The 26229-nt window shown below is 66.2% G+C and carries 24 protein-coding genes and 1 pseudogene; 9 read left to right on the forward strand and 16 right to left on the reverse strand.

Annotated elements, in window-relative coordinates; all coding sequences use genetic code 11:
• Positions 1 to 34: 34 nt before the first annotated feature.
• Genes RN01_RS12635 through RN01_RS12650 form a run of 4 tightly spaced genes read right to left on the reverse strand, consistent with a single transcriptional unit; the run spans position 35 to position 4860 of the window.
• Positions 35 to 1006: a tripartite tricarboxylate transporter substrate binding protein gene (locus RN01_RS12635; RefSeq protein ID WP_017514109.1), complete on the reverse strand. Its 972-nt coding sequence runs from the start codon at positions 1004 to 1006 to the stop codon at positions 35 to 37.
• 43 nt (positions 1007 to 1049) lie between these two features.
• Positions 1050 to 2291, reverse strand: coding sequence for a CaiB/BaiF CoA-transferase family protein (locus RN01_RS12640; protein WP_024570802.1), 1242 nt, complete (start codon positions 2289 to 2291; stop codon positions 1050 to 1052).
• A gap of 25 nt (positions 2292 to 2316) precedes the next feature.
• Positions 2317 to 3666, reverse strand: a complete 1350-nt coding sequence (locus tag RN01_RS12645) for an MmgE/PrpD family protein (RefSeq protein ID WP_223277429.1) — start codon at positions 3664 to 3666, stop codon at positions 2317 to 2319.
• Between the two features lie 27 nt (positions 3667 to 3693).
• Complete coding sequence (locus tag RN01_RS12650; RefSeq protein ID WP_011518898.1) at positions 3694 to 4860, reverse strand: acyl-CoA dehydrogenase family protein; 1167 nt, start codon at positions 4858 to 4860, stop codon at positions 3694 to 3696.
• Between the two features lie 216 nt (positions 4861 to 5076).
• Here RN01_RS12650 and RN01_RS12655 point away from each other — a divergent pair, with 216 nt between their 5' ends.
• From RN01_RS12655 to RN01_RS12670, 4 genes are all read left to right on the forward strand, one after another.
• Positions 5077 to 6132 carry a MaoC family dehydratase gene (locus RN01_RS12655; protein WP_017511052.1) on the forward strand — a complete coding sequence of 352 codons (1056 nt, stop codon included), beginning with the start codon at positions 5077 to 5079 and terminating at the stop codon, positions 6130 to 6132.
• 125 nt (positions 6133 to 6257) lie between these two features.
• Positions 6258 to 7253, forward strand: coding sequence for a CoA ester lyase (locus tag RN01_RS12660; protein WP_017511053.1), 996 nt, complete (start codon positions 6258 to 6260; stop codon positions 7251 to 7253).
• A 60-nt stretch (positions 7254 to 7313) separates the two neighbouring features.
• Complete coding sequence (locus RN01_RS12665; RefSeq protein WP_017511054.1) at positions 7314 to 7700, forward strand: tripartite tricarboxylate transporter substrate-binding protein; 387 nt, start codon at positions 7314 to 7316, stop codon at positions 7698 to 7700.
• Between the two features lie 143 nt (positions 7701 to 7843).
• Positions 7844 to 8362 (forward strand): DUF1697 domain-containing protein, encoded by a 519-nt coding sequence (locus RN01_RS12670; protein ID WP_017511055.1) that lies wholly within the window; start codon positions 7844 to 7846, stop codon positions 8360 to 8362.
• Positions 8363 to 8470: 108 nt separating this feature from the next.
• Here the strand turns inward: RN01_RS12670 and RN01_RS12675 are convergent, their stop codons facing one another.
• The 10 genes and pseudogenes from RN01_RS12675 to RN01_RS12720 form a co-directional block, all read right to left on the reverse strand.
• Positions 8471 to 9307, reverse strand: coding sequence for a carbon-nitrogen hydrolase family protein (locus RN01_RS12675; protein WP_029309581.1), 837 nt, complete (start codon positions 9305 to 9307; stop codon positions 8471 to 8473).
• A complete protein-coding gene (locus RN01_RS12680; RefSeq protein ID WP_017511057.1) occupies positions 9304 to 10185 on the reverse strand; it encodes a serine hydrolase in 882 nt (293 codons plus the stop codon). Before RN01_RS12680 ends, RN01_RS12675 begins: the two co-directional genes overlap by 4 nt.
• Before the next feature lie 9 nt (positions 10186 to 10194).
• Positions 10195 to 11625, reverse strand: a complete 1431-nt coding sequence (locus RN01_RS12685; RefSeq protein WP_017511058.1) for a hypothetical protein — start codon at positions 11623 to 11625, stop codon at positions 10195 to 10197.
• Positions 11626 to 11739: 114 nt separating this feature from the next.
• On the reverse strand, positions 11740 to 12714 hold the full coding sequence (locus RN01_RS12690) for a tripartite tricarboxylate transporter substrate binding protein (RefSeq protein WP_008643254.1): 975 nt from the start codon (positions 12712 to 12714) through the stop codon (positions 11740 to 11742).
• A gap of 72 nt (positions 12715 to 12786) precedes the next feature.
• Positions 12787 to 14220 (reverse strand): amidohydrolase family protein, encoded by a 1434-nt coding sequence (locus tag RN01_RS12695; RefSeq protein WP_017511059.1) that lies wholly within the window; start codon positions 14218 to 14220, stop codon positions 12787 to 12789.
• 41 nt (positions 14221 to 14261) lie between these two features.
• Positions 14262 to 14636 (reverse strand): RidA family protein, encoded by a 375-nt coding sequence (locus RN01_RS12700; RefSeq protein WP_017511060.1) that lies wholly within the window; start codon positions 14634 to 14636, stop codon positions 14262 to 14264.
• A 57-nt stretch (positions 14637 to 14693) separates the two neighbouring features.
• Positions 14694 to 15995 (reverse strand): annotated as a pseudogene (locus RN01_RS12705) (D-amino acid dehydrogenase); the annotation flags it as partial.
• Positions 15996 to 16064: 69 nt separating this feature from the next.
• Positions 16065 to 16976: a LysR family transcriptional regulator gene (locus tag RN01_RS12710; protein WP_029310035.1), complete on the reverse strand. Its 912-nt coding sequence runs from the start codon at positions 16974 to 16976 to the stop codon at positions 16065 to 16067.
• Positions 16977 to 17086: 110 nt separating this feature from the next.
• Positions 17087 to 18382, reverse strand: a complete 1296-nt coding sequence (locus RN01_RS12715) for a hypothetical protein (RefSeq protein ID WP_017511062.1) — start codon at positions 18380 to 18382, stop codon at positions 17087 to 17089.
• 64 nt (positions 18383 to 18446) lie between these two features.
• Entirely contained in the window at positions 18447 to 19418 is a 972-nt protein-coding gene (locus tag RN01_RS12720; protein WP_017511063.1) for a tripartite tricarboxylate transporter substrate binding protein, read from the reverse strand.
• 139 nt (positions 19419 to 19557) lie between these two features.
• On the opposite strand from RN01_RS12720, the gene RN01_RS12725 reads away from it, so the two are divergent.
• From RN01_RS12725 to RN01_RS12745, 5 genes are all read left to right on the forward strand, one after another.
• On the forward strand, positions 19558 to 20448 hold the full coding sequence (locus RN01_RS12725) for a LysR substrate-binding domain-containing protein (protein ID WP_017511064.1): 891 nt from the start codon (positions 19558 to 19560) through the stop codon (positions 20446 to 20448).
• 190 nt (positions 20449 to 20638) lie between these two features.
• The gene (locus tag RN01_RS12730; protein WP_017511065.1) at positions 20639 to 21820 is read left to right on the forward strand and encodes a CaiB/BaiF CoA-transferase family protein; all 1182 of its coding nucleotides are present in this window, start codon (positions 20639 to 20641) and stop codon (positions 21818 to 21820) included.
• Positions 21821 to 21886: 66 nt separating this feature from the next.
• Positions 21887 to 22630, forward strand: coding sequence for a FadR/GntR family transcriptional regulator (locus RN01_RS12735; protein WP_008647521.1), 744 nt, complete (start codon positions 21887 to 21889; stop codon positions 22628 to 22630).
• A complete protein-coding gene (locus RN01_RS12740; RefSeq protein WP_017511066.1) occupies positions 22627 to 23451 on the forward strand; it encodes an enoyl-CoA hydratase in 825 nt (274 codons plus the stop codon). The genes RN01_RS12735 and RN01_RS12740 overlap by 4 nt, the downstream gene beginning before the upstream one ends.
• Positions 23452 to 23548: 97 nt before the next feature.
• Positions 23549 to 24532, forward strand: coding sequence for a tripartite tricarboxylate transporter substrate binding protein (locus tag RN01_RS12745; protein ID WP_017511067.1), 984 nt, complete (start codon positions 23549 to 23551; stop codon positions 24530 to 24532).
• A 34-nt stretch (positions 24533 to 24566) separates the two neighbouring features.
• On the opposite strand, the gene RN01_RS12750 is transcribed toward RN01_RS12745, so the two are convergent.
• A complete protein-coding gene (locus RN01_RS12750; RefSeq protein WP_017511068.1) occupies positions 24567 to 25490 on the reverse strand; it encodes a DMT family transporter in 924 nt (307 codons plus the stop codon).
• Complete coding sequence (locus tag RN01_RS12755; protein ID WP_024570796.1) at positions 25487 to 26176, reverse strand: pyridoxamine 5'-phosphate oxidase family protein; 690 nt, start codon at positions 26174 to 26176, stop codon at positions 25487 to 25489. Before RN01_RS12755 ends, RN01_RS12750 begins: the two co-directional genes overlap by 4 nt.
• Positions 26177 to 26229: the final 53 nt, after the last annotated feature.

The following is a 26229-nucleotide window of genomic DNA, read 5'->3' on the forward strand; positions in this document are numbered from 1 at the left end:
ACCGCCGTCCCGCATGACAGCGGTGGTGGCCCCGTCAATCCATCTTGACGTTGGCGGCCTTGACCGCGTCGCCCCAGCGCGTGACTTCGGCGCGCACGAAGCGGTTGAAGTCGGCAGGCCCCATCGTTTCAGGAATCGCGCCCAGTTCACCCATCGCCTTGGTCCACTCCGGGGTCTTCGAGATGCGGATGATCTCCGCGGACAGCTTGTCCGCGACCGGTTTGGGCAAGTTCTTCGGCGCCACGACGCCGATCCATGGGTTGCCACGGAAGCCCGGAAAGCCTGATTCGGCGATCGTGGGCACGTTCGGCAGCGTCGACACCCGCTGTTCGCTGGCCACGGCAAGCGGTCTCAGCTTTCCGCCGCGAATCAGCGGCTCCGCAATCGACACCACTTCGAACATCACCTCTACTTGCCCGCCGACCACGTCGGTCATCGCGGCGACGCCGCCCTTGTAAGGGACGTGGGCGAGGTTGATGCCTGCCGTCTGCTTGAACATTTCCATCACCAGATGATTGGTGACGCCGTTTCCACCGGATGCGTAGTTCACCTTGCCGGGATGGAGCCTGGCATAGGCGACCAGATCCGCCACGGTCTTGAACTGCGAGTTCGGATTGACGACCAGCACCAGCGGAAAGACCCCGATCAGTGCCAGCGGCTCGAAGTCGCGCACGCTGTCGTAGCGCTGGTTCTTGTAGATCCAGCCGTTGACGGCCATCGGCCCGCTCGAGGTTGCCAGCAGCGTGTAGCCGTCCGGCTTCGCGCGTGCGACTTCTTCCGCAGCGAGTCCGGCACCCACGCCCGGCTTGTTCTCGACGTAGAACGATTGCTTGAGCGACGTCGAGAGTTGCTGCGCCAGCTTGCGGGCAATCACGTCAGTAGTCTGCCCCGCCGGAAAACCCACCAGCACCTTGACTGGTTTCTCCGGGTAGTCGGCGGCAGCGGCGGGATGCATAACGGCAAGCGTCAATAGCAAGGTCGTCAGTGCGGTTCTCGCGAAGTTCATGTCCTGTCTCCTTTGTTGCTTGTTTTTGGTTGTCTTGAGTTTCCTAGCGAACGGCCTTTGTCTCCCGCAGGCCCTTGATGTCCCGTTCGGTGTAGCCGGTGGCCAGCAGGATTTCCTCGGTGTGCTCGCCCAGCAGCGGCGCGCGCCGACGTACCGCGCCAGGGGTGTCGCTCAGCTTGATGGGCACGCCGGCGATCTTCACCGGTCTGGCCGAGCCGGGCTGCTCGACTTCGACCAGCATCTCGCGTACCGCGTAGTGCGGGTCAGCGAAGATCTCCGCGGCGGTGTAGACCGGGCCGAACGGCACTTTGCCGCCGAGAACGGCAGCGATCTCTTCCTTCGTGCGCACGGTGGTGAATGCTTCGATCGCGTCGATGACTGGCTGCTGGTGCTGCACACGGGCGGCATTGGTGGCGAACGCCTCGTCGGTGGCCATGTCCGGGCGGCCGATGGCGATCGCCAGCTTTTCCCAGAATGCATCGGTGGCGCAGGCAATCGAGACCTGGCCGTCGCGCGAGCGGAACAGGCCGAAGGGGCACAGCAACGGGTGACGGTTGCCTTCGGGCGCGGGTACCACGCCGGTGTAGGACGTCTGGTAGACGATGCGCTCGCACATGGCCAGTACCGCGTCGGTCATCGCCACGTCGACGAACTGGCCCTGTCCGGTGTCGCGCGCGCGGTGCACGGCGGAGAGGATGCCGATGCAGAGCATCAGCGCAGGTATCGTATCGCCGACGCCCGGGCCGATTTTCGTGGGGGTGTCCCGGTCGGGGCCGGTGATACCCATCATGCCGCCCATCGCCTGCGACACGACGTCGTAGGCGGGCCATTGCGCGTAGGGGCTTTCGCCGCTGCGTGGGTCGCCGAAGCCCCGTACCGTGCCATATACCAGACGCGGATTGGTTTCGCGCAGGGTTTCGTACGACAGGCCAAGGCGCTCCATGACGCCGGCCCGAAAGTTCTCGACCACCACGTCGGCGCTGTCGATCAGCTTGCGCAGGATCTCGCGCCCAGTGCTGCTCTTGAGGTCCACCGCGATCGAGCGCTTGTTGCGATTGACGCTCTGGAAATAGCCGCCGAAGTCGCGCAGGGTGTCGTCGTCGCAGAACGGGCCGGTGATGCGGGTGCCGTCACCGGTCATCGCTTCCACCTTGATCACGTCCGCGCCGTGATCGGCCAGCACCTGGGTGCAGAACGGTCCGGCGAGCATCTGCGTGAGGTCGACCACGCGCAGGCCGGCAAGGGCGCCGGGGGGATGGGTCTGGGTGTCTGCGTGGGTTTGCATGCGTGGGGCTCCGATGTGTGGGGTATCAGGCGGCGGCATCGGCGAACCAGTCATGCAGGCGCGGGTAGAGAGCGGCGGCTGGCAGCGTGTCCAGCGCGGCGACGAAGGTCCAGAGTGCTTCGGCACGGGCCTGGCCCAGCAGGGCGCCGGCCTTGGCCTTGAGCTTGGTGGCCTTGGTGTCGTAGGGCACCGGGGTGCTGAGATCGACGTGGCGGGACAGTGTCGCGCCGCTCCGAGTCAGCACCGTCGCATGACAGGCGGTGTCGGTAATCGCCGGGTCGGGGTGGATCTCGATGCGTCGCGCGAGATCGGTCAATGCGGGGTCCTGGCAGCAGGCATCGGAAAACGACGCCAGCGATGCCGTGTCCACACCGGCCAGTACCATCGCCCCGGTCAGCGCGAGGCTGAACTTGGCCTCCAGGCCGGTCGCGGGCTGCGCGATGCAGCAGACCGGTAGCCATTGAGGCGCGATGGCCAACGTGACGTGCTCGACGTCGCCGGCCGTTAGGCGATGCTGTTCGCGCAGGCCCTGCAATGCCTCCAGCGCAGGATGCGTGCCGTGGCAGCACGCATGGAACTTGTACTGGACGTCGACAAAGCGGAAGGCTTCGGGTAGCCCGTCAAACGGATTGTCGAGGCAGCCCTGTCCGGCGCCATGTGTGGTGGCGAAACCGCCGGCGCATTCGATGGCGTCAGGGCGGGCGACGAATCCCAGGGCTGCGAGGGTGGCGGACTCCACGCCCGTGGACGCCGCCATGCCTGCATGGAACGGCTTGGCCATCGTGCCAAACTGGCACTTCAGCCCCGACGCGCGCGTGGCCGCGAGACCCAGCGCGTGGGCCGCGCGTTCCGCATCGAGATCCAGCAGCCGCGAGGCGGCTGCGGCGGCGCCGAAAGCGCCTGATGTGGCGGTCTGGTGGAACCCGGCGTTGTAGTGCGGGCGTCCCAGCCAGCCGCCGACGCGGCAGGTGACTTCCACCCCGGTCAGGAACGCTTCCAGCAGATCCTTGCCGCTGGCCTGCTGCTGTTCGGCCACGGCCAATGCGGCGGGCAGCACGGCAACGGTGGGATGGCCGACGAAGTCGAAGTGCGTATCGTCGTAGTCGAGCGCGTGCGCGGCCGTGCCGTTCAGCATCGCGGCCGCGCGGGCGGGAATGCGCGCCGGCAGGCCGATCGCGCTCGCTTGCGCGGTGCCGCCTTCGCCGCTGACCAGCTCGCGCACGGCCACGCTGACCGGTTCGCCGGCACCCGCGATCGCTACGGCCAGGCAGTCGTAGACGGACAAGCGGGCCACGTCGAGCGCGGCGGCTGGAAAGCGCAGGGCGCGGTCAACCGCGATGCGTGCGGCGCGTGCAGTGATGCCGGTGGCAGTCATGTTCGAAGTCATCGCGTGCCCCGGAGATCAGGCTGCTACCTTGCCCAGCATCGCATCGGAGATGATGCGCATCTGGATCTCGGAGGTGCCTTCGAAGATCTTGGTCAGACGCGCATCGCGCCAGTAGCGCTCAGCCGCGAAGTGCGTGGTGTAACCGGCGCCGCCATGGATCTGCAGCCCTTCGCTGGTCACGCGCTCGCACATCTCGCTCGCGAACAACTTGACCATCGACGCCTCGGTGTCGGCGCGCACGCCTTCGTCGATTTTTTCGCAGACGGTGTAGAGCAGGGCGCGGGATGCTTCGATCTGCGTCGCCATGTCGGCCAGCTTGAAACGGATGGCCTGGAAGTTGCCGATCGGGGCGCCGAACTGGGCGCGGTCCTTCGCGTACTGGATCGAATCCTCGAGGCTGCCCTGAGCCAGCCCGATCGAGCGGGCGGCCGTGTGGGCGCGCGCCGTTTCCAGCCCGGCGGTGGTCAGGTAGAACGCCTTGCCTTCCTCGCCCACCATGCTCGAGTGCGGCACGCGGCAGTTGTCGAACGCCAGTTCCCAGGTGGTCCAGCCGTGGTAGCCGATCTTCGGGATGACGCTGCCCTTGACGCCTTCGGGCAGTTCGCCGCGCGGCTTTTCCACCAGGAATGCGGACAAGCCCTTGTGGCGCGCCTTCGGGTCGATCACAGGATCGGTGCGGCAGATCACCAGGATGAAGTCGGACTGGTCGGCGAACGTGCACCAGTACTTGTTGCCGGTGATGAGCCAGTCGTCGCCATCGCGCACGGCGCGGCAGGAAATGTTGGCCACGTCCGAGCCGGCATTCGGCTCGGACAGCGAGAACGCACCCAGGAATTCGCCACGCGCCATGCGCGGCAGGTACTCGGCCTTCTTCTCGGGCGCCAGGCCCTTCAGCGCGCCGATCAGGCCATTGCCGCGGGCGATCAGGCTGCCCACGCTCATCCAGCCACGCGAAAGCTGCTCGGCCACGAGGCAGTACTCGTAGGCGCCCAGCCCAAGGCCACCGTACTCCTCGGGGATCAGGATGCCGAAGTAGCCAAGCTCGGCCATTTCGTCGATCAGGTCGCGCGGGATCTGGCCTTTTTCAGGGTCCAGCCTGTTGGCGATCGGCAGCACGCGCTCCATCGTGAACTGGCGCGCTGCCTCCTGAATCATGCGCCGCTCTTCGGTCAGTTTTTGCATCGACGACTCCTCACTTTCGCATTGGTTCGTTGTTATGTACGGACATAGTAATCAGGATGTCCGGCCTTTTGCAAGCGAAACTGTCGAGGCTGTTACGAAGCTAAGCGCGATTTATGCGCGATTTAAGCCCATATACGCGGCCTCGGCGGCAAAGATCTCGGTTGACACTCGCGACTTTCGTTGCAATTATGTGCGTACAAACAAAACGGAGTGGACATGGAGAAGTGCCGCAGCGGTAACTATTTCGAGGACTTCCGGGTCGGCATGAAGATCAGGCATGCCACGCCGCGCACGCTGACCGAAGGCGACCGGAGTCTGTACATCGGCCTGACCGGCAGCCGGGCGGCGCTGTGCACGGCCGAGACCAATGCACGCGATCTGGGGATGGAGCGACGGCCGCTGGAAGACCTGCTGGTGTTCAACACGGCGTTCGGCAAGACCGTGCCGGATATCTCGCTCAATGCGGTGGCCAACCTGGGCTATGCGGAAGTGCGCTTTCTCGCCCACGCGTATCCGGGTGACACGCTGGCGGTCGAGTCCGAGGTTATCGGCCTGAAGGAGAACACCAGTCGCAAGAGCGGCGTGGTCTACGTGCGATCCATGGCGCGCAACCAGCATGGCCGCGAGGTGCTGAGCTGGGTGCGCTGGGTGATGGTGCACAAGCGGGACCACGGTGCGGCGTGCGCGGAAGCGGTGGTGCCGGCCACGCAGGCGGTGGTGCCGAGCGCATGGATGCGTCGCGACGACTACACCGCGCGCGTTCGCGAAATCACGGCGATGACCGGCTTTGCGGACCTGTGGGACGACTACGCAGTGGGCGAGCGCATCGACCACCCGGGCGCGATGACGATCAACGACAGCGACCACAGCATCGCCACGCGCCTGTACCAGAACACGGCCCGCGCGCACTTCGACGGTCATGCCATGGCGGCCGGCGGTGGCCGTCGGTTGGTCTATGGTGGCCACATCATTTCGGTATGCCGCGCGCTGTCGTACGACGGACTGGAGAACGCGCTGTCGATTCTCGCCATCAACGGCGGCAGCCACGTGAATCCGACCTATGCCGGCGACACCATCGCCTGCGCGACGCAGGTGATCGAGAAACTCGACCTGGGGCAGGACCACCTCGGTGGTCTGCGGCTGCGCATGATCGGCGTGAAGAACGCCAGCGCGGCATCCATCGCGTTCCCCGCGCCCGGCGAGGGCCGGACCGCGCATCCATCCAGCGTGGTGCTGGACCTGGACTACACCATCGCCATCCCAAGGCGGTAATACCCCGGCGCCAATGCCGAGGCGGCAACGACAAGGCGGTAACGACAAGGGGCGGGGTAAGCCCCGGCCTGTCCGACCCATCGAGAACACGACACACGACACACGACACACACGAGAGACAAAGCATGACAACCGCGACACACCCGAGAAATGCCCTGTTTGCCGGCGAGAAAGCCTTTCCCGCGCTGGCCGCCTGCGAGCACTTTGCCGGTAGCGAAAAGCTGATCGGCAAGGCCATGGACCTGCAAGTGGAGTACGGGCCGGTATTCGACGTGACCTGCGACTGCGAGGACGGCGCCGCTACGGGGCAGGAACGCGAGCACGCGGAAATGGTGGCGAGGATGATCGCCTCCGACCGCAACCGCTTCGGGCGCGCAGGCGCGCGGATTCATGATCCGTCGCACCCGGCCTGGCGTCAGGACGTGGAGATCATCGTCGGGCAGGCTGGCAGCCGGCTGGCCTATATCACCGTGCCCAAGGCCACGCATCACGAGCAGGTGGCGGAGGTCATCGCGTTCATCCGCGAGACCGCGCAACGTGCCGGGTTGGAACGGCCGGTGCCGGTGCACGTGCTGATCGAAACCCACGGCGCGCTGCGCGACGTGTTCCCGATCGCCGAACTGCCGGACATCGAGGTGCTGGACTTCGGCCTGATGGACTTTGTCAGTGGCCATCACGGCGCGATTCCCGCTGCGGCAATGCGCAGCCCCGGCCAGTTCGAGCACGCGCTGCTGGCACGCGCCAAGGCCGACATGGTGGCTGCGGCGCTGGCCAACGGCATCGTGCCTGCGCACAACGTCTGCCTGAACCTCAAGGACGCCGACGTGATTGGCGCCGACGCCAGCCGTGCGCGCAATCAGTTCGGCTTCCTGCGCATGTGGAGCATCTATCCCGCGCAGATCCTGCCGATCGTCAGCGCAATGCGCCCGGACTTTGCCGAGGTGGAGGACGCTGCCGGCATCCTGCTCGCCGCGCAGGATGCCGACTGGGGACCGATCCAGTACAAGGGCGAGCTACATGACCGCGCCACCTACCGTTACTTCTGGGAGGTGCTGGAGAAAGCCCGGGTCACCGGCATGGCGATGCCCGCGGAAGCGGAGCGCCGGTTTTTCGCTGCCTGACGCAGCGGTGTCGGCGCCCGGGCGCCGTTGTCTTTTTTGTCAGTCGAGCCTTGCCCCCTGATGGGCGGGCAGGTGCAGATGGCGTTCGTCACGCTGTCATCGGCGCTGCCGCATATCAAGTCCGGCAAGCTCCGCGCGATTGCGCTGGCCCATTCGAAGCGCAGCCCGACGTTGCCGAGCGTGCCGACGTTCACGCAGGCTGGCCTGCCGTTCCAGGCGGCCACGTGGTTCGGTCTCTTCAGCCCGGCGACCATGCCGCCCGGCCTGCGTCAGAAGATCAACGAGGACGTGACGCGCATCGTGGCGGAGCCCGCCACGCGTGCCAGCATCGAGGACCTGGGCGGCGACGCGGTGAACGAAGGACCGAAGGAGTTCTCGGCATTCATCGATAGCGAGAGCAAGCGCTGGGCCGAAGCGGTGAAAGTCTCGGGCGCGCAGGTCGACTGATTCGATACTCGGCGGGCATCGCATGCAACGGGCGATGCCTCGCGCCTTCAGTGGCGCGACGCCGCAGGAAGGGGGCCTGGTGGGCGTAGACTGCGTGTCACGCCAATCGTGAGCGGCTGCCCGGCAGCCAGCAGGAGATCACCATGCCCCGATACGTCGCCTTTCTTCGCGGTGTCAGTCCGATGAACGCCAGGATGCCAGAGCTCAAGCTTTGCTTCGAAGCGGCGGGCTTCTCCGAGGTACGAACGTTGCTGTCCAGCGGGAACGTTGTGTTCGACGCGCGTTCGGCGTCCACCACAGCGCTGGAGCGACGCGCCGAGCAGGCCATGCACGCCGAACTGGGTCATAGCTTTGGCACGTTCGTTCGGCCCGCTGGCTATCTCCGGGACCTGATCGAGGCCGATCCGTTTGCCGAGTTTGACCTGGCGCCCGGGGCCAAGCGGGTCGTCACCTTTCTCCGCAGTCCGGTGGCGCCCGAAATCGCACTGCCAATCGAGCGCGACGGCGCCAGCATCATCAAGGCCAGCGCAGCGGAAGTCTTCAGTGCATATTTGCCGGACCCGAAGAAAGGACCGGTATTCATGACGCTGCTCGAGCGCTCGTTCGGAAAGGACATCACCACGCGCACGCTGGACACCGTCATCAAGTGCGCGCGGGCCTAGAGATACGATCAGAACGATTCTGGCGTACCTGTACTGTCTGCGGCCGCGCGTCCAGCCAGAGCCGCTTCGCCCCATTTTGATAGCGTCTCTTGGACGCGGGGCCAGGGCTCAGCCTGAGTTCTGAATGCCGCCGAAATACAGGTCCGTGCGGCGATGCTCCCATGCCGGTAGCGCCTCGCGCAGGCCGGCCACGCGCTCTGTATCGAGTTCGGCGGTGATGAAGCCGGTGGTGTCCGGCATACAGGCCAGCACGGTGCCCCAGGGGTCAATGATCATGCTGCGCCCCAGGCAGGGCAGGGCGGGTCCCGGGCCGCCGATCTGCGCGGCGGCAATCACGTAGCACTGGTTTTCGATGGCACGGGCCCGCAGCAGCGTTTCCCAGTGGTCGCGTCCGGTGTGCACGTTGAAGGCGGCGGGCACCAGCAGCACGTTGGCGCCGCGTGCGCGCAGGGTCCGGTACAGCTCGCCGAAGCGCAGGTCGTAGCAGATGCTCAGACCCAGGGTCAGGCCGGCAGCGTCCACGGTATGCAGGCCGTCCCCCGGCGCGAAGTCGGCTGACTCGCGATAGGGTTTGCCATTCACCACGGCGTCGTACAGGTGCACCTTGCGATAGCGTGCGGCAATGCCGCCATCTGGCGCGAACGTGATGCCGCTATTGCCGAGGCGGGTCTCGCCTGGCAACCGTTCATGCATCGAGCCCAGATGAATCCAGCAACCGGTGCGTTGCGCCAGCGAGGCGATGTGCTCGGAGACGGGGCCGGGAACCGCGCTGGCGGCCGCCTGTAGCGCGTTGGCATCGCCGCGGACGTCGCTGTACTCCGGCGTGACGATCAGTTTCGCGCCGTCCGCCGCGGCGGCAAGAATCCAGTGTTCGAGTGCCGCCAGGTTGGCCTCGCGGTCCTGCCGGCTGTCGATCTGGATGGCAGCGACTTTTATCCGCATCATTCGGCTCCGTTCTCGTCTTGCTGCGCGGCAAGCGCCTGCGCCACGATCCGCGCCGCTTCGGCCAGCCATTGCGCGCCATCGCCACCGTGCAGCGTCTGCGCGGTGCGCGCGTCCGTGAAACCGTCGGCCAGTACGGCCAGCACGACGCTGTAGGCGCCTACGGTCAGAATGCCGGCGTCGTGACGAAGGCCGGGCAACTGTCCGGTCTTGTTGGCCAGCATGGCGCCGGCTGGCAGCGCCGCGCCGAAATGGGCGCGCTCGCGCTGATCGGCCAGTAGCCCCAGTGCGAAGTCACGCAGCGGGGCTGGCAACGATCCATCACGCAGCAGCCAGCACAGCGAGGCCGCAGCGTCGCTGGCGCTCGTGAAGTTGTCCAGCCCTGCGGCGCGCGCGGCGGCGTCCATCATGCGACGCTGCAGCCGCGTCTGCCCGAGTCCCGCGCGATCGCACCAGTCGTTCACGCCCTCGAAGCCGAGCAGTTCGATCAGCGCATTGGTCGCCAGGTTGTCGCTCAGCACGATCATCAGCCGCGCCAGTTCCGCCAGCGTCAGGCTCTGGACACTCGGCAACTGGTTGAGGATGCCAGTACCGCCCACGCGCTCGAGTCCGTCCAGAGAGAATCGTTGCTCAAGCTGCAGATGCCCCTGCGCCACCTGTTCCAGCAGCGTGAACAGGATCGGCAGCTTGATGATGCTGGCCGATGGCTGCACGCGCTCGGCCTCGCGCTCCAGCACCACCTTGCCATCGGCAAGCCGCAGGCTGATCGCCACACGTGCCTGCGTGCCGGCCAGCAGCGGTGCCAGCGCGGTTTCTACCCGCGCGCGAAGCGCGGCGGCATCGGGAATCCGGCTACCTAGCGGAAATGCCACGAGTTCCATATCGCCTCCTCAGACCAGCAAGAAGAACAGCCCAGAGAACAGACAGAGATTCACGATGATCACCGCCCAGCCGTTGTAGAGCATGTACTTTAGCTGGGTCGAACGGGCCAGGCCCATCTGTCCGAACATGTCGGAGGTCGGGAAGGGGCCGAACCAGTCGATCTGCGAGCTGCCAAGGATCACGGCGGTGGTGGCCGCGGGGCCGACGCCGGCGGCGGCCAGCAGCGGGCCGAAGATCTTGGCCGTGAAGGTCATCTGCGCGACTGCCGCGCCGGGGATGTGTCCGATCACGTTGAACCACAGGATGATCACGCACAGCATGGCGCCGCCGATGCCTGCCAGGTGCGGGCTGGCGATGTCGAGCAGTGCGTGGTAGGCGTTGAGCTTGTCCACCAGCACCAGCACGGGGTTGAACAGCCAGAACAGGAAGAAGATCCAGATCAGCTTGCCTGCGCCGGCATACATCGCCTGCAGGATGGCACGCGGACCCATGCCGCCGGCCAGGCCGGTGGTGGCGGCCAGCGACACCATGACGATGATGGCGAAGGCAAAGCCGGCCTTGACGATCACGCCGGCCGTGGCCAGCCCGATGATGGTCAGGCAGAACGCCCACGCGGCGCGTACTGCCGTGCGCGGTGGCGTGGCGGACAGGTCGAACGCGGCGATGCCGTTCTTGGCTTCGTCGTACTGGTGCTCGGCCTCGGTCATCTTCTGGATGCGGCCCGACATGAACCAGCCGCTGGCAAGCGTGGCCGCCGCCATCGGGATGCCGGCCACCATCAGGTATTCGGGGTAGCTCAGTCCGGTCAGCCCCAGCACGGTCACAACGTTGGGCGTGAACGGTCCAAGCACCAGGCCGGCGGAACCCGCAGTCTGGAACAGCGCGGCCACCGCGGGCGGCGACAGGCGCACCGCCGCGGCGATCGGGATCACCACGGCGGCGATGATGGCGTTACCGCCGGCCAGCGTGCCCAGCGCGCCGCAGATCAGCGTGGAGGTGACCATGATGCCGAGGCGCACGCGTACCTGATTGGACAAGCCGATACGCCGCACAATGGCACGCACCAGTTGCTCGGCGGCGCCCGTGCGCGAGGCCACTTCGCCCACGCCGGCGCCCAGCACGATGATCAGGCCGACAACCGCGATAAAGGAGCCGAGCGAGTCGGCCAGCAATTTGCCCATGCCCACCGGCGTCGTGCCGGTCATGATCGCGCCGAGCACGATGGCGGCGATGGTCGACAGCACGATGTCAACGCCGAGCAGCGCGATGATGGCGAACACGAGCACGGGCGTCAGGCCCCAGAGGCTCGTCTCGCCGGGCATGGCCAGGTGCGTGTACAGGGCGATTGCCAGACCCGCCACGAACACCGCGATCGCCGCGATGCGCCGGCTCGGCTGCAGGTCTGAGGAAGTGGGGGCTTTGCTTGCTACTGATGTCATGTGACGGCTCCTGCCTGCTCTCGTCTTATCTTTGTGTCGTCTTGTATTGCTGGACGGGCAGGCCTCTGCCGGCGCTGCCCGCTCCCGTCCCTGTGCTCGCGATGTCCGCGAGGCTTACTGCGGCGTGATGCCAGCCTTGCGGATCACCGTGCCCCAACGCTCGTATTCCTGACGGATCTGGCGGGCAAAGGCATCCGGCCCGACCGAGACCGGGAAGGCACCGGCATCGACAAGGCGCTGCCGCGTGTTGGCATCGGCCAGCGCTGCCTGGAAGGCTTCCACCAGGCGGGTGCGAACCTCCGGCGGCAGCTTTGCCGGCGCTACCACGCCATACCAGGCGCTGACGTCATAGTCCTTGTAGCCCTGCTCGGCGAAGGTCGGGACGTCAGGCAGCTTGTCGTTGCGTTGCGTGCCGGTGATGGCGAGCGCGCGCAGCTTGCCCGCCTTGATGAATGGCAGGGACGACGGGAAGTTGTCGAAGATGACCTTGACGTTGCCGCCGATCGCATCGTTGAGCGCCGGCGCCGAGCCCTTGTAGGGCACGCTGATCATGTTGGCGTCGTTGAGCTGCAGGAACCAGGCCATGCCAAGGTCGTTGATGCCTCCGGCACCGGCGTTGGCGTAGCTTTCCTTGCCGGGGTGCTTCTTCGTGTAATCCACGAACTCCTTCAGCGTGCGGGCCGGGAAGCCGGGGTGCACGCTGAGGATGTTGGGGCTGCTGACCAGATTGACGACCGGCGTAAAGTCCTTGACCGGGTCATAGGGCGGCTTGGCCAGCAGATGCGGCGCGGTGCCGTGCGTGCTGACCGTGGCGAGGCCGAGCGTGTAGCCATCGGCCTTGGCGCGTGCCACGGCATTCATGCCGATCGTGCCGGCCGCGCCGACGCGGTTGTCGACCACGATCTGCTGGCCCAGGATCTCCGAAGCCTTGCTGGCAACGATACGTCCCACGACGTCGGTCGGACCCCCGGCGGAAAAGGGGATAACCAGCGTGATCGGCCGGTCGGGATAGGCGGCGTGCGCCAGCGTGGCGGTGCCCAGCGCGATGGCGCCGAGGACGGGCGCCAGAAGGAAGTGTCTGCGTTTCAAGTTGGGTCTCCTCGTGATTCTTGTCGGAATGGATGTGTCGGGGGCGGCGGGCCGGTAGTTGGATCGTCCGGCTCAGTGGCGCAGGAACTGTCCGGCGGCGGCGCCGGTGGCGCCATCCGGGCCCCAGACCTGCACGCCGTTGACATAGACCGCTTCGATGCCGGCCGACGGCTCGCACGGCTGCGTGTAGTCGGCGCGGTCGATCACCTGTTCGGGATTGAACAGCACCAGATCGGCGGCGTAGCCCACTTCCAGCACCCCTCGCCCGGGCAGGCCAAAGACCGAGGCCGGCAGCGACGTCATGCGCCGCACGGCGTCTTCGAGCGTCAGCAGGCCCAGTTCGCGGGCGTAGTGGCCGAGCACGCGCGGAAAGCTGCCCCAGAGCCGTGGGTGCGGGTAAGGGCCGGGAATGCCATCCGAGCCGATCATCGTGCGCGGGTGAGACAGCACGCGGCGCAGGTCGCCCTCATCCATCTGGAAATAAATCGCGGTGGCCGGCCCGAGCCGTGCGGCCGCTTCCTCCAGCGATACATGCCAGTCGGCGGCGATGGCCGACAGGTCCCGGCGTGCCTGCTCGGGATGCGGCTGCGAACTCGTGACGATGATCCGTTCCGCCTCGCCGACGAACTCGGGCAGCAGCACGGTGGAGCTTGCCGTGTAGGGGTAGACGTCGAGGGATACGTCCTGGGTGGCCAGCGCCTTGTCAATCAGGCTCAGGGTGACGGTGGTCTTGCCGAAGTTCTTGCGCCCGATGCATTTGTGGTGCGAGATCACGACGGGCAGCGCGGCTTCGCGGCCGATCTCCAGCGTTTCGCCGACGGCCTCGACGACCTGATCGCGCTCGCTGCGCATATGGGTGGTGTAGATCGCGCCCGGGTGACGCGCGGTCACGCGCGCCAGGGCCACTACTTCGGCGGTTGGCGCCGCGCGGCTTGCCGGATAGCTGAGGCCGGTGCTCATGCCCAAGCCGCCATCGCTCAGCGCCTGATCGAGCATCGCGGCCATCGCCTCGATTTCCTCGGCGGTGGCGGCACGCGTGGTATCGGTCATTGCGCCCGCGCGCAGCGTGCTGTGACCCACCAGCAGACCGACGTTGACGCTGGGTGGCGAGGCCTCCAGCGCGCGCCGGTAGTCGGCGACGGAGGGAAAGCGGTAGTCCGAGACCTCGCCCAGCAGCATCAGCGGCTGCGGCAGGCCGTGGGTCGGCGTTAGCGGCGCGATGCTGATGCCGCAGTTGCCGGCAATCACGCTCGTCACGCCCTGGCTGGTCTTGGCCGGCATTGCAGGCGTGCTGAGCAGGGCGCTGTCATCGTGCGTGTGCACGTCGATGAAGCCGGGCGCCAGTACATGGCCGGTTGCGTCGACGGTACGCGCGGCCTGCCAGCCGGAGCAGTCACCGAGCGCGACAATGCGTCCGTCCGTCACGGCCAGCGCGCCGGTACGACGTGTGGCGCCGGTACCATCGATCAACGTGGCGTTGGTGAACAACAGGTCGCAGGATGGCATGGGATCAGTCCTTCGGAGATAAGCGTTGGCGCGGGGGCGACTCAGCCGAGTGCCGCGTAGGCGAGGATCTCGACCAGCATCTCGGGCCGCCCGAAACCCACGGTCACGATGGCCGCGCGGTTGGGATAGGGTGCCGGAATCATCTCCGCATAGACCCGGTTGAAGACGGCGAGATCGGCACGGTCGGTCACGTAGACGATGACCTGGGTCAGGTCGGCAAGGCTACCACCGGCCGTATCCAGGGTCTGCTTCAGGTTCTGAAGCGTCTGGCGCGCCTGCGCTTCCATGCCGCCTTCCACCACGTTGCCGTCGGCGCCGGTCGGGATCTGCGTGGTGAACAGGATGCCGTTGCCCAGTACCGCCCATTCGACGGGAGCAGCGGATCGAGGCAGGCCGGTATCGATGATCTGTTTCATGGTGTCTTGTGCGGGTATCGGTGTGAGAGGAAACGATGTTGGCCCGGTATCAGCGCATCAGCGCATCAGCGCGAACGCCGATGCATCCAGCGACGAGGGGCGGCCGGCCATGGCGTCGGCGAGCAGCGCGGCGCTGCCGCAGGCCAGCGTGAAGCCCAACGCGCCATGACCGGTGTTGAGCCACAGGTTGTCGTACGGCGTGGCGCCGATCAGCGGCTTGCTGTCGGGCGTGGCCGGACGGCCGCCGCACCACGAGGTTGCCGCGTCGAAGTTCGCGCCGTCCGGGAAGGTTTCGCGCGCCTGCCGGGCCAGCAGGGCGACGCGACGTGCATCGGCACGCGGATGGCGGCCAATCAGGTCGACCATGCCGGCGATGCGCAACTGCTCGCCCAGACGGGCGTAGACCACCTTGTAGTGCAGGTCCGTCACGCTGATGGCAGGGGGATGATGGTGGCCCGGTTGCGTCGGCGCGGTCAGGCTGTAGCCGGTCAGCGGATACAGTGGCAACGTCACGCCAAGCGGCGCCAGCATCGGTACGCTTTGCATGCCAGCGGCGACCACGAAGGCATCGGCCTCGATGTCGCCCGCATCGGTGTGCGCGGCCACCACGCGTCGCCCTGCGTGCCGCAGCCCCGTCACCCGCGTGCCGCAGCGGAAGCTCGCACCGAAACGGCGCGTGGCGGCCGCGGCCAGACCAACGGTGAAAGCATGGCAGTCACCAGCTTCCTCGCTAGGGGTGTGGATGCCGCCGGCCAGCTTGTGCTGCAACGAGGCCAGGGCCGGTTCGAGCGCCACGCAGGCCGCGGCGTCCAGCGCCTGCTGGCGGCTGCCGAGCGAGGCCTGATATTCCAGTTGCCGCCGGGCGCCGTCGAAGGCAACCGGATCGCGATACACCACCAGCTTGCCATTGCGCTGATAGTTGAAGTGCAGCGCCTCACGCTCGACCAGTTCATGTACGCCATCGCGGCTGAGCTGGCCCAGCCCGAGCAACTGCGCGGTGACTTTCTTGGCCACGCCGGTGCGGCAGGCACGCAGGAACTCGAGGCACCAGGTCCACTGGCGCCAATCAAGGCGAGGAACGAAGCGCAGGGGCGAGTTGCGGTCGAGCAGCCATCCCGGCAGCTTGGGCAGCACGGCCGGGTCGGCCAGCGGCGCCACGTAGCTGTAGCTGAGTTGCGCGCCATTGGCCAGGCTGGTTTCCTGGGCCAGTTCGTCGCGCGCTTCGAGCAGGGTAACGGTATGCCCCTCGCGCGCCAGATAGTAGGCGCTCGCGACGCCAACCACTCCGCCACCCAGTACGCATACCCGCATGTTTCTCTCCCCACCCTTGAAAATGACCTGCCGCCCGCAGCTGCGGGCAAGGCGACAGTGTTGACGAGAGCGGGGTAGGGTTCAAATGACCTTTAGCGCATACCCTATAACCTGAGGTTATTCAGGCCGGCCGGGCAGCGCCGCCTCGAACTGGGATCCGAGGATCGCCAGCAGGGTGTCGTGGGCGTGCGAGGACGCCGCGCCGTCCGCGTAGATCGCGGCCACGCCCACCGACAGGGCGGGCTCTAGCGGGCGGATCAGCAGTTCCTCGCCGCTAGCGCGCTGCGAGAACTGTGCCGTGAAATGGTCGACCAGAGCGTAGCCGACGCCGCACTCCGCCAGCGCGGCGGCCACGTAATAGGTACGCGCCTCGATCATCGGCGTGCGCTCCTCCAGCCCGAGATCGCGGAAGGCCTGGGCGATCAGGCCACCCAGCGGGTCGCTGTTGCCGATGCCGATCCAGTGCTGATCGTCGAGCGCGGCCAGTTGCACCGGCCCATGCGGCGGCGCGTTCGAGGCGGGGCCGAGGTAGACGACCTCCGCTTGCCCGAGAGCGCTCGATGTCACGCCCGGGCGGGGGGCCGGGTCGAACACCACGGCGATGTCGAGTTCGCGCGACATCACCAGGCCCTGCAGTTCGTCGCCATGCCGTGTCTCGATTTCCAGTGAGACGCCGGGGCAGCGCTGGCGAAACTCTCGCACCGCCTGCGGGATCAGGCTCAGGCCCAGGCTGGGCAGGCAGCCAATGCGCAGATGGCCCTCGGGATGGCGTCGCAGGTTGCGCGCGAGCTGGCGCACGTTCTCCAGGTTGGCGAACAGATGCACCGTTTCGGCGTGCAGTAGTTGCGCCTCGCGCGTGGGCAGCAGCCGGCCGTGCGCACGGGTGAACAGCTTGAAGCCGAGGTCGCGTTCCGCGTGGGCCAGCACCTTGCTGGCCGCGGGCTGGGAGATGAATAGCAGTTCGGCGGCCCGGCTCAGCGAGCCGGTACGCATGACCGCATGGAAGATTTCAAGGTGACGCAGGCGCATGGCGCGGGGGCTGGATCGACGGCATTGCGCCGCAGTGTAGCGGACAAGCGGCCGAAATACCCCCGTTACCGCCGTTACCCCCGTTTTGGGCAATGCATCCCGGCCGATGCTTACGCGGGATCGACCAGCGCGGCGACATCCAGCGCGTACATCTGCCGGTTGCCGTCGTGGATCGAGTCAATGCACACGCGCTTGCCATCGCGGCTCCAGCGCGGGTGCAGGTCGCAGCGGTTTTCTTTCTTCAGCGTCGGGCTCGTGTAGAACGAACCGATGTCGTGGCGCACGCCACTGGGCACGTGATACAGAAACAGGACGCGCTCATTGGTCTGCGCGTCGGGGTAGGTATCACTGAGCAGCCAGTCGGGATGCGTGCGGGAGAACGTCATATGGCCGTTCTCGCTCAGGACGTCGGCCCCGATCACCGTGACCTCGCCGTCCGCGCGGTCCTCGTACAGGTGATAGTGGATGCTGCCGGCGTGCGGACCCCAGACGATGATGTGGGTGTCGTCCTTCCACAGCGGATGCGAGATCTGGTACTCCGACTTCTCGTAGTCGAAGGTACCTACCGCATTCGGATCGAAATCCGCCGCCAGTTGCGGCAGCGGGTGGTCCGAGCATTCGAGCAGCCGCATGTCGGTGCCATCGGGGTTCACGGTGATCAACCGATGCAGGAAGCAGGTCTCGTCCTCGACCCGCTCCGTCCAGCGGTGCAGGAACAGCACGCGCGACGACGACGGATTGATTTCGATATGGCTGACCCAGTGGATCGCCTTGTCCATCGATGGGACCGGATGGAAGTTGCGCAGCGTGTCGTAGCTGACGATCAGCCGGGACATGCCGGTCGCAAGGTCCATCACATGGATGCCATCGCTCACGGGGGCCAGATCCAGATGGGGGCGGGCCCGCAGCGAAGCCTCGTCGCTGTAGCCGATGGTCTGGTGCGTGACGTATAGCCTGCGGTAATCGATGCACAGCGCGTAGCGGCTGTCCGGCGCCACCACGTAGACCGGCATCGGCAGCGGGCGCGAAACACCGCTGGCGACGTCATGGATGACCGCGCCGAGGCACGGATAGAAGGCGGATTCGTCGTCGGTGCGGCAGTTGTAGATCAACTGCCTGCCGGGCGCGCCATCGAGCCACTGCAATTGGGCGCCCATCTGCCAGTTCCATGCGGTGGTCTGGCCGACCTTCTGGAAGCGGTCGTCGTCCTGGGTATCGAAGAAGCCGATCTCGGCGATGAGGCCGGGATGCAGGTCCGCGTCGGCCATCGGCACGCGCTGCGCCAGCACGTAGCGGTCGGTGCGATCCCAGGTGCTCTTGTTGTAGTAGCCGAAGAAGTGGTGGAGCTTGCCGTCGCCCAGCCGTCGGCACGGCAGGGGATGGGGTTCGATCTTGTCGTGAAGCATGGTCAGCCGGCTTGATGCGCGTGGATTCGGTATGAGGTTGGCGTTGTGGTTATTGGGCGGTCGATTATTGGGCGGTCAGCCGGGCTTTGGCGATGACCTGATCCCAGCGGGCTTTCTCGCCGGCAATGAATGTCGTGGCGGCGTCGCGGGTGTTGCCAACGGGCGTCATGCCCTGTTCGGCGAGCGCCGAGCGGAATTCCTGCGATGCGACGATCGAGCGGATGTCGGTATTGAGCTTGTCGGCGATCGCGTCGGGCACTTTCGCGCTGACCGCGACAGTGGTCCAGGATGTGGCAACGAAGTTCGGCACGCCGGCCTCGGCGGCCGTTGGCACCTGCGGCAAGGCCGGCAGCCGGGTCTTGCCGGTCACGGCCAGCGCGCGCAACTTGCCCGAGCGGATGTACCCGAGCGTGGTCGGCGGGTTCTCGAACATCATGTCGATCTGCCCGCCCAGCAGGTCGGCGATGGCCGCGGAGCTTCCCTTGTACGGCACATGGGTCAGATGCGCGCCGGTGGTGACCTTGAACAGTTCGCCAATCATGTGCACTGACGATCCGACGCCGGCCGAGCCGAACGTCATGCCATCCGGGCGCTTTGCCGCCGCGTCGACGAGTTGCTTGAGGTTCGTTACCTGGATGCTCGGATTGACCAGAACGACGTGCGGCATCTCCGCGAGCACCGTCACCACCTTCAAGTCCTTCGACGGGTCGTAGTTCAGCTTCGGATACGTGCCATAGGTGGCGTGTAGGCCGATGGAGCCAAGCAGCAGCGTGTAGCCGTCAGGTGCGGCGTCGGCTACCGCCTTGCCGCCGATATGCCCGCCCGCGCCGGGGCGGTTCTCCACGACGACCGGCTGGCCGTACAGCTTGCCAAGCTTGTCCGCCAGCATCCGCGCCTGCAGGTCCGAGCTGCCACCCGCACTGAATGGCACGATCAGGCGCAGTGCGTGGTCGGGGTATGCGGCATGGGCGATGGCCGGCACGACCGTGCCCAGCAGTGCGGCAATGAGGGGCAGGCAACGGGAAAAGCGTGGCATTCGATGTCTCCGGGATGTGCTGTGCGTGTCTACGATGGCAGGAGTGTAGGCGCGGGCAGCCATGCCGGATAATTCAAATTTGCGCGGACCCTATACGCTGCTGATATACACTCGGTGCCCCCCATCGAAGCCCGTCCATATGCCGCGCGCGCCAACTTTTCGTGAAATCGAGGTCTTCCGCGCCGTGATGCTGAGCGGCACCACAACGGCCGCCGCCGTCATGCTGCACACCACGCAGCCGTCGGTGAGCCGGGTGCTGGCGCAGATGCAGACCGGTACCGACCTGAAACTGTTCGATATGGAAAAGGGCAGGCTGCGGCCAACGCCCGAGGCGCAGCGGCTGTTCGAAACCGTACAGGGGCATTTCCAGGGGCTGGCGCGTATCGGCCAGGAGGTCCATCTGCTGCGCCGTTCCGGCACGGGCCTGCTTCGGCTCGGCTGCACGCCGACGCTTGGTCTGGGGCCGATGCCCGGTATCGTGGCGCGCTTTATCGAGCGGCATCCCGATGTATCGGTGGACCTGCAGACCGTCGGCAGCCACCAGCTTGGCGAAGGGCTGCTGCACGGACGATTCGATCTGGTGCTGGCCACGGGGCGGCTCGATCATCCCCAGTTCGATATCCGCGTCATGCACCGGTCACCCGCCGTATGCGTGATGCATCCCGGGCACGCCATGGCATCGCGGCGGCGGATTCGCGCGGCGGACCTGTCAGGCCAGCGGCTGCTGACCCTGAACGCGGACGACGAACTGAGTGTTGCGCTCTGGCAGGCGCTGCACGAAGCCGGGGCGGAACCGGCCGCGACGCTGCAAACCACTTATTCGAGCACGATCTGCCGGCTTGCGGCCGAGGGTGCCGGCATCGGTATTGTCAATCCGTACGCCGCGCGCGTGTTCGGCCAGGCCCTGACGGTGGTGCCGCTGGTGCCGGCGATCGGCGTGGAGGTGCGCCTGGCTCATGCGGGCCATCTGGCCAGTTCGCGGCTGACGGAGGTCTTTGCCAGCCTGGTGGCCGAGGGGCTGGAGGCTTAGGCGCCCTGACGCAGAGAGGGCCGGGCGCGCCTCGGCCATCTTTGCATTCTCTTTCCTGATTCGATCTGCAAACCAGCCGTGAGCGGGTTAACCCCGTTTGCTCTCTCTAGTTTTATAGATAGGATGTCCAACATCCTACTTAACAACATCGGCAATCCGCGAACGCCGAGCAAAGACATTGGAGACAACTGTGGGATCTGGACCGCTTTCCCGCTTCACCGTGCTGGACCTGACGCGCGTGCGTTCGGGTCCGGCTGCCGTGCGCCAGTTTGCTGACTGGGGCGCGAACGTCATCAAGATCGAAGAGCCGGGGCTGGCGCCCGACGACCGGCCCGGTGGCTCGGCGCAGGTGGCCGACTACCAGAACACGCATCGCAACAAGCAGAGCATCACGCTGAACCTCAAGCACCCCGAAGGTCGCGAGCTGTTCCTTGACCTCGTGCGCAAGGCCGACGTGGTGGTGGAGAACTACCGTCCCTCGGTGAAATTCAAGCTCGGCATCGACTACGAGTCGCTGCGCAAGGTGAATCCGCGCATTGTCTACGGCAGCGTCTCCGGCTTCGGCCAGGATGGGCCGTATCACGACCGCCCGGGCCTGGACCAGATCGCGCAGGGCATCTCGGGGATGATGTCCGTGACCGGCGAACCCGGGCGGGGACCGATGCGCGCGGGCATACCGGTTGCCGATCTGACCGCGGGCCTGTTCTGCGCGATCGGCGTGATGGTGGCATTGCTGGAGCGCGAGGTGTCAGGGCAGGGGCAATGGGTACAGACCTCGCTGCTGCAGTCGCAGCTGTGGATGATGGATTTCCAGGCAATGCGCTGGCTGATGAATGGCGAAGTGCCGGGCCAGAGCGGCAACGATCACCCGACCAGCAGCCCGACCGGCGTCTTCCCCACGGCGGACGGTCACATGAACATCGCCGCCATGGGTAACGACATCTTCGCCCGCCTTTGCAATGTGCTGGGCGCACCCGAACTGGTGCAGGACGAGCGGTTCCGGACCGTGCCGCTGCGCGCGCGCCATCGCGCGGCGCTGGGCGCGGAGATTGCCGAACGCACCCGTACCCGCACGACGCAGGAATGGATCGCGCGCATGAACGAGGAAGGCGTGCCGTGTGGCCCGATCCTCAATATGAAGGAAGCATTCGCCGATCCGCAGGTGGAGCATCTGCGCATGAGCCAGCCCATCGATCATCCGACGCTTGGGCCGATTTCGGTTGTAGGCCAGGCGGTGACGCTGAGCCGCACGCCGATGGGGAAACTGGCGCCGGCTCCGGAAAGCGGGGAACACAACCTTGACGTCTATCGCGCCCTGCTTGGTCTGGACGCGGCGAAGGTCGAGGCGCTCGCCGCGCAGGGTGTCATCTGATTGGGCGCTAACATATCCGGCATGAATGTCCCCGACACCGGGGCGCAAGACATGACGGAGATTCAGATGAAGGCCCCATTCGATACCGAAGCCCGCGGATTCACGAGCCTGCGCCGGCCAGACAACCTGCCCGATGAGATCGCGCACCAGATTCGCCAGCGCATTCTCAACGGCTCGCTGGCGCATGGCCAGCGGTTGCCCACGGAACACGAACTGGCCACGGCGTTCGACGTGAGCCGCAACGTCGTGCGGGAGGCCATCGCCCGGCTGAAACTGTCGGGCTACGTGGAAACGCGGCGCGGCACCGGCTCGTTCGTGGCCCACGGTATCGGGCAGCGCAATTTCGAGATCGTCACCGATGAACTGATGGAGAAGGATGCGCTCGAGCATGTCTTCCAGTTGCGGGTCGAGATCGAATCGGGCGCGGCGGCGCTGGCGGCGATGTATCGCACTGATGCGCAACTCGAGGCATTGCGCGTCGCGCTGGCGAAGGTCGACGAATCGGGCGGGGACCTGGAGAAGGGCACGGATAGCGCGCTCGATTTCCACCTTGCCGTGGGTAACGCCACCAACAACCCGTACTTCATCCGGTTGATGGCGCATCTGAGCCATGTATTGCACGACGCCGTGCGCACGCTGCGAACCGGATCGACGGGGACGGCGCGTATCGCGGAAGTCGAAAACGAACACCACGCCATCTTCGATGCCATCGCGGCTGGCGATGCGGAAGCGGCACGCACGGCCATGCGCCGGCATTTGACCAACGGAATCGAACGACACCGGGCCAGACGGCCAAGAAAGGCAACATGAACAGCACACGCATTCTGGAAGGCGAAATTACCGATGCCCTGCTCGTGGAGAAGCGGGGCAACACAGGCTGGATCACCTTCAACGATCCCGGGCGCCACAACGCCGTCTCCTTCGACATGTGGGCGGCGGTGCCCAAGGCGCTGGCAGCATTCGAGCAGGACGACGACATCCGCGCGGTCGTGCTCACCGGCGCTGGCGAACGCGCTTTCGTGAGCGGTGCCAACATTTCCCAGTTCGACAAGCTGCGCTCGGGCGACGAAGCCGTGGCGGCCTACGAGCAGGTTGCAGAGGCCGCGCAACTCGCCCTCTACGACTATGCCAAGCCCACGCTGGCACGCATCAAGGGCTATTGCATTGGCGGCGGGATGAACATCGCGCTGTGCTGCGATATCCGGATCGCATCGGCCGACAGCACCTTCGCGATTCCGGCCGGCAAGCTCGGGCTCGGGTACCGGCTGACCGCTATCCGCAACCTGGTGACCACGGTCGGGGCGGCCAATGCGCTCGAGATCTTCCTGACCGCGAACCGCTACGCGGCTGCCGAAGCCAAGGCCCTCGGACTGATCCATCACGTGACCGATACACCGGATGCGGCGGACCTCGATGCCGCGCTCCAGGTCCGCCTCGACCAGATCGCCGCGAATGCGCCGCTGACGCTGCGCGCCGGCAAACGCATGATCCGCCAGTTGCAGCAGCTTGGTCCGGAAGTCGATATCGCGGCCATGCAGCAACTGGTCATGCAGTGCTTCGCCAGCGACGACTATCGCGAAGGCAAGCGCGCCTTCGCTGAAAAACGCAGCCCGGTTTTCACCGGGAAGTAGCGCGCGTCCCGGGAGACCGGGACGGCCGGGAGACCACCGCTCCCGGCAGTATCGCCGCGCCGGACGTGGCGAACATATAAAACTACAGGAGACTTGTATGAACAAGAGGCCGATTCTTGCCCTCGCAGCGGCGATGATCGTGGGCGGGCTGGGCACGGTGCAGAATGCTGCCGCGCAGTATCCGCAGCAGCCCGTCAAGATCGTCGTGGGCTACGCGGCCGGCGGTACCACGGACATCCTGGCACGGGCCCTGGCCGAGCAACTGGCCGCCGAGCTGAAGCAATCGGTGATCATCGAGAACAGGCCCGGCGCGGCTGGCAATGCCGCAGCCGCGTACGTGCAGCAATCCGCGCCCGATGGCTACACGCTGTTCATGGCGACGGTGTCGAGCCACGGCATCAACCCGGCCCTGTACAAGAAATCGCTTGGCTACGATCCGGTGAACGGATTTGCGCCCATCAGCATGGTGGCATCGATCCCGCTCGTGCTGATCACGACCCCAAACCTGCCGGTGAAATCGGTGCCAGACCTGGTGGCGCTGGCCCGGCAGAAGCCGGGTGAACTGAACTATGCGTCGAGCGGCAACGGATCACCGGTGCACCTGGCAGGCGCCATGTTCGCCCAGGGTGCCGGTGCCAAGCTTGTGCATGTGCCGTATCGCGGCGGCGCGCTTGCCAATACGTCGGTGATTGCCGGCGAGACGCAGATGAGCTTCGCGACGTTGCCTGGTGCGTTGCCTCAGGTCAAGGCCGGCCGGCTGCGGGCCATTGCAGTGACCACCCGGGACCGGTCCGCGCAACTGCCGGATGTTCCCGCCATGCGTGAAGTACCGGGGTATGGCAACTTCGAGATCAATACCTGGAACGCGCTGCTGGCCCCGCGCAATACGCCGCAGCCGATCATCGATTCGCTGAACAAGGCAGTTGGCAAGGCAATGGCCTCGCCAAAGCTGGTGCAGCGCTTCAATGGCGAGGGCGCGACGCCCGTCGCCAGTTCCCCGGCCGATCTCGGGCGGTTTATCCAGGCGGAACTGGCCAAATGGGCGGGTGTCGTGGGTGAACTGAACGTGAAGGTCGACTGACGGCGCCGGGGACAAAGGGGGATAAAGGGGGACATCACCCCCTTTGTCTTCCTCCACCCATCGTTCCTACCCCGATCCCACCCAGAATCAACCCCATCGCCACGATGAGCTGCAGCGAGATGGGTTCGCCGAGCGCGATGGCCGAACACGCCACGCCGAACACCGGCACCCCGAGCAGGCCGAGCGATGTCGTGGCCGCGGGCAAGGTCCGGTTGACGGTGTTCACGGCCCAGTAGGCCAGGGCGATGCCGAAGACTCCGCCGTAGAGCAGCAGTCCGGCCAGCGACGGTTGCCAGTCGACCTGCGGCACGCCGTCCAGCAGCAGCGCCAGCGGTACCAGCAGGCAGGTGGCCAGCAGCGCTTGCCAGAACACCAGTTCGAACGGTGGCGTGACCCATTTGTGGGCGCGGACATACAGAATGCTTATCGCCCAGCAAAGCGCGGCAAGCAGCACCAGACCATTGCCGAGCACCGCGTTCCGGTCGTGCCAGTCGAACGCCAGCGGGTTGAAGATCAGCAGCAGGCCCAGCAGGCCGAGGCCGACGCCGGCAAGGCGTCTGGCGGTCATGGGTTCGCCGAGCATCAGCCACGCGCCGGGCACCACCCACAGCGGCGTGGTGTAGGCGAGCACGGCGGAGCGTCCCGCCGCAACGTACTGCAGTCCGATGCTGGCCAGCACGGAGAACGCCGTCATGTGCAGCACGCCCACGCTCAGGATGACGGGGATGTCGCCCCGCTTGGGCAGCACGAGGCGCTTGCGCAGCAAGCAAATCACCAGCAGCGCGGCGGCGCCCACAGCGGAACGCAGCGCTACCACCCAGATCGGCGGCAGGTACGCCAGCAGGGCCTTGCCGACCGGCCAGTTGATGCCCCACGCCAATGCGATACCGGCCAGTAGCAGCCAGGCCCGCTGCGCATCCGACGCCGGCATCGTGCTGCGGATGCTGCCGGTGGTCACGGCGAGATCGCCTCAGCATCCGTAGCGCTGGCGGATGCCGTCGACGCCCAGGCGCGCACATAGTCAGGCATGCCCGTGGGCGCCGCATCGGTCAGCGGTGCCAGCGGCTGCAGCGCCATGGGCAGCACGCCTGCCCAGACCGGCCGGTCCATGTCGGCCTCGTCGTCCGCCGGACCGCCCGTCCGGATCTTTGCTGCCGCCTCGTCGAGCGGAATGCGCAAGACGGTCGTGGCAGCGAGTTCGCTGGTATCGCCCGGACGTACCTCGTGCGACCGTCCGGGTGCGATGCGTTCGACGAAGGCGTCCAGTGCCGCTGCCTTCGCCGGGCCCTCCACCGCTTCGAAGCACCCGTAGATGACGGCCGACCGGTAGTTCATCGAGTGATGAAACGCTGAACGCGCCAGCACCAGCCCATCCAGATGGGTGATCGTCACGCAGACCTGCGCGCCGGTGGTAGCGAGTTTCAACATGCGGCTGCCGTTGGAGCCGTGAATGTAGAGGTGATCGCCCTCGCGCCAGCATGCGGTCGGGATGCAGTGGACGCCATGTTCGTCCGCAAACGCCAGGTGGCAGACGTAGGCGGCATCGACGATGGCGTGGAGGGTTGCGCGATCGTAATGGCCGCGTCTGGCGACACGGTGGATGCGGGTGCGGGGCGAAGGCGGCTGGGTATCGGTCGCGGTCATTGCGGGGACGTCCTTTGGTTGGGGGATGTGTCTACGATAGGCAAATCGTGGCA

It is taken from the genome of Cupriavidus sp. SHE (assembly GCF_000812445.1).
GTDB lineage: Bacteria > Pseudomonadota > Gammaproteobacteria > Burkholderiales > Burkholderiaceae > Cupriavidus > Cupriavidus metallidurans.

Coding starts and splice junctions, on each gene's coding strand:
- RN01_RS12720 (WP_017511063.1), bottom strand. CDS start 19,418: ATGCCACGCTTTTCCCGTTGCCTGCCCCTCATTGCCGCACTGCTGGGC.
- RN01_RS12655 (WP_017511052.1), top strand. CDS start 5,077: ATGGAGAAGTGCCGCAGCGGTAACTATTTCGAGGACTTCCGGGTCGGC.
- RN01_RS12635 (WP_017514109.1), bottom strand. CDS start 1,006: ATGAACTTCGCGAGAACCGCACTGACGACCTTGCTATTGACGCTTGCC.
- RN01_RS12670 (WP_017511055.1), top strand. CDS start 7,844: ATGCCCCGATACGTCGCCTTTCTTCGCGGTGTCAGTCCGATGAACGCC.
- RN01_RS12755 (WP_024570796.1), bottom strand. CDS start 26,176: ATGACCGCGACCGATACCCAGCCGCCTTCGCCCCGCACCCGCATCCAC.
- RN01_RS12695 (WP_017511059.1), bottom strand. CDS start 14,220: ATGCCATCCTGCGACCTGTTGTTCACCAACGCCACGTTGATCGATGGT.
- RN01_RS12735 (WP_008647521.1), top strand. CDS start 21,887: ATGAAGGCCCCATTCGATACCGAAGCCCGCGGATTCACGAGCCTGCGC.
- RN01_RS12700 (WP_017511060.1), bottom strand. CDS start 14,636: ATGAAACAGATCATCGATACCGGCCTGCCTCGATCCGCTGCTCCCGTC.
- RN01_RS12675 (WP_029309581.1), bottom strand. CDS start 9,307: ATGATGCGGATAAAAGTCGCTGCCATCCAGATCGACAGCCGGCAGGAC.
- RN01_RS12710 (WP_029310035.1), bottom strand. CDS start 16,976: ATGCGCCTGCGTCACCTTGAAATCTTCCATGCGGTCATGCGTACCGGC.
- RN01_RS12650 (WP_011518898.1), bottom strand. CDS start 4,860: ATGCAAAAACTGACCGAAGAGCGGCGCATGATTCAGGAGGCAGCGCGC.
- RN01_RS12745 (WP_017511067.1), top strand. CDS start 23,549: ATGAACAAGAGGCCGATTCTTGCCCTCGCAGCGGCGATGATCGTGGGC.
- RN01_RS12725 (WP_017511064.1), top strand. CDS start 19,558: ATGCCGCGCGCGCCAACTTTTCGTGAAATCGAGGTCTTCCGCGCCGTG.
- RN01_RS12740 (WP_017511066.1), top strand. CDS start 22,627: ATGAACAGCACACGCATTCTGGAAGGCGAAATTACCGATGCCCTGCTC.
- RN01_RS12685 (WP_017511058.1), bottom strand. CDS start 11,625: ATGACATCAGTAGCAAGCAAAGCCCCCACTTCCTCAGACCTGCAGCCG.
- RN01_RS12665 (WP_017511054.1), top strand. CDS start 7,314: ATGGGCGGGCAGGTGCAGATGGCGTTCGTCACGCTGTCATCGGCGCTG.
- RN01_RS12645 (WP_223277429.1), bottom strand. CDS start 3,666: ATGACTGCCACCGGCATCACTGCACGCGCCGCACGCATCGCGGTTGAC.
- RN01_RS12715 (WP_017511062.1), bottom strand. CDS start 18,382: ATGCTTCACGACAAGATCGAACCCCATCCCCTGCCGTGCCGACGGCTG.
- RN01_RS12680 (WP_017511057.1), bottom strand. CDS start 10,185: ATGGAACTCGTGGCATTTCCGCTAGGTAGCCGGATTCCCGATGCCGCC.
- RN01_RS12640 (WP_024570802.1), bottom strand. CDS start 2,291: ATGCAAACCCACGCAGACACCCAGACCCATCCCCCCGGCGCCCTTGCC.
- RN01_RS12660 (WP_017511053.1), top strand. CDS start 6,258: ATGACAACCGCGACACACCCGAGAAATGCCCTGTTTGCCGGCGAGAAA.